The organism is Bacillus sp. JJ1503 (assembly GCF_036965125.1).
Taxonomy (GTDB): Bacteria; Bacillota; Bacilli; order Bacillales; family Cytobacillaceae; genus Cytobacillus.
Map to the genome: position 1 here is coordinate 1 of NZ_JBALOZ010000251.1, position 2,321 is coordinate 2,321.

A 2,321-nucleotide genomic window follows, 5' to 3' on the forward strand; every position below is an offset into this window, starting at 1 on the left:
TGTTTATATATTATATCTCTGTGAGGATTTCGCTTAGCTGTATCAATAGATGATACAACCACATCACACTGCTCCCAAACATAGCTTTTCCTCTGGGTAATAGCTGGAATGAAAAATTTTGTGTTTAGCTCAATAGCCCATTGGGTTACTAGAGAGGCCGGCACAAGGATTAGTACCTTTTTCACTAAGCCGCGTATCATGTATTCCTTTAATATTAATCCCGCTTCAATTGTTTTGCCTAAACCTACTTCATCTGCAAGAATGGCTTTTCCATTCATATTTTCAACTACTTGCTTAGCAACCTCCAGCTGGTGCGGCAATGGTATAAGACCCGATAGATGCTTAGGTGCCTGCAGACCCTCAAATTCAGGGATCGTTGTATGATTCTCAACTTCTACCGCTAGTTTATAGAGTTCCCAGTTCCCCCATGGACCGTCCTGCTCAATTCTTGATAAAAAGTCCTCTTGCCATGACGAATCAAATTCAATTTTTACTGTCATAAAACTTCTCCTTTTAAAGCTGTCTTGCTTTTGCGCCTGCTAATTTCGAGGAGCTTCCGCATTTCTTTTAACGAGAAAAATATTACCCATTGCTCAAATAGGTTTCTAATGGTAGGATAATAATAGCTTTGAAAGTTTTGAAATTTGCCACAACCACTTTGTTTATCGAATGATTTTATTAAAGAATAAAGGTTTCATTTTGGATTTAATGCTAAACCTAATTGTTTAGGACGCATTTGCGTATAGTATGACCAATTTGGAAAATTTTATAAATACGGATGATGATAAGGGGAGAGACTACTTTTGTAGCGCCGAAGGAGCAAGCAATTTCTGTTGTGAATCTCTCAGGCAAAAGAACCCTTGTTGGACGTAGCTCTGGAGAGTGCTTCTTAATTAAGAAGCCACCAAAGGGGAAAACCGGTTTTCGGTAAACTTTCAGGTGCAAGGACAGGGATCTTCTCTTTTTATAGGGGGATTTCTGTCTTTTTTTGGTGTGTGGAATGTGCTTGCTTCTGAGCATGGAGCTTTTTGCATTCCATTGGCAAATTTCTAAATTTTTAAAAAGGATAAAAGGGGGACAAGTGAATGTCACAGTTAAAACGTACACCATTATTCGATGTTTACAAAGACTATGGTGCTAAGACAATTGACTTTGGTGGCTGGGATCTGCCTGTTCAGTTCTCAAGCATTAAAGAGGAGCATGAAGCAGTTCGTACAAAAGCTGGATTGTTTGATGTATCCCATATGGGTGAAATTGAAGTGAAGGGTCCAGACAGTCTTTCATATCTTCAAAAAATGATGACAAATGACATCTCTAAACTAAAAGAGTTTGGTGCCCAATATACAGCAATGTGCTACGAAAATGGCGGGACTGTTGATGATTTACTTGTCTATAAATTTGCAGATGATCATTATTTACTTGTAGTCAATGCTTCAAATATTGAAAAGGATTATAAATGGCTTGCAGACCATCTTGAAGGCGATGTAGTAATCGAAAACCTTTCTGACAAGACTGCACAAGTTGCGATCCAAGGTCCATTAGCTGAAGGGGTCCTTCAAAAGCTGGCAAGTGAAACTAATTTATCAGACATCGGTTTCTTTAAATTCCAAAATGAAGTCGATCTAAATGGGAAAAAAGCTCTTGTATCAAGAACAGGCTATACTGGTGAAGACGGCTTCGAAATTTATTGCGATGCCAATGATGTTGTAGCTATTTGGAAGGATATTTTAGAAGCTGGAAAAGAAGAAGGGGTAATCGCTTGTGGCTTAGGTGCCCGTGATACGTTGCGCTTTGAAGCAAATCTTGTTCTTTACGGCCAAGAAATTTCTCCGGAAATTACACCTCTTGAAGCAGGAATCGGTTTTGCTGTTAAAGTGAATAAAGAAGCTGATTTTATCGGAAAAGAAGTTCTTTTAAAACAAAAAGAAGAAGGTTTAACTAGAAAATTAGCTGGAATTGAAATGATCGATCGCGGTATTCCACGCCATGGCTACCCAGTTTTTAAAGGCGAAGAGCAAATTGGAGAAGTAACAACAGGTACACAATCTCCAACTTTAAAGAAAAATATCGGCTTGGCTTTATTAAAGACTGAAAATACTGCTATTGGAACAGAAGTAGAAGTAGAGATTCGCGGAAAGCGCCTAAAAGCAGTTGTGGCAGCGACGCCTTTCTATAAAACAGAGAAAAAATAGGAGAGGAGACAAAATGATGAAACATCGCTATTTACCGATGACTGAGACAGACAAGAAAGAAATGCTCGCTACAATCGGTGTAAACTCAATTGACGAATTATTTAGTGATATTCCAGAAAAAGTTAGATT

General features: G+C 38.4%; 3 protein-coding genes and 2 riboswitches. Of the genes, 2 read left to right on the forward strand and 1 reads right to left on the reverse strand.

What is annotated here, in order from left to right; translation table 11 throughout:
• A partial coding sequence (locus tag V7149_RS18785; protein WP_335347126.1) for an SNF2-related protein occupies positions 1-500 on the reverse strand: 500 nt, incomplete at its 3' end.
• Between the two features lie 278 nt (positions 501-778).
• Positions 779-870, forward strand: a riboswitch (glycine riboswitch).
• 3 nt (positions 871-873) lie between these two features.
• A riboswitch (glycine riboswitch) is annotated at positions 874-953 on the forward strand.
• 132 nt (positions 954-1,085) lie between these two features.
• On the opposite strand from V7149_RS18785, the gene gcvT reads away from it, so the two are divergent.
• Positions 1,086-2,192, forward strand: a complete 1,107-nt coding sequence (gene gcvT, locus V7149_RS18790; protein ID WP_335347127.1) for a glycine cleavage system aminomethyltransferase GcvT — start codon at positions 1,086-1,088, stop codon at positions 2,190-2,192.
• A gap of 16 nt (positions 2,193-2,208) precedes the next feature.
• Positions 2,209-2,321, forward strand: a 113-nt coding sequence (locus tag V7149_RS18795; protein ID WP_335347128.1) for a hypothetical protein, incomplete at its 3' end; no start/stop codon positions are given.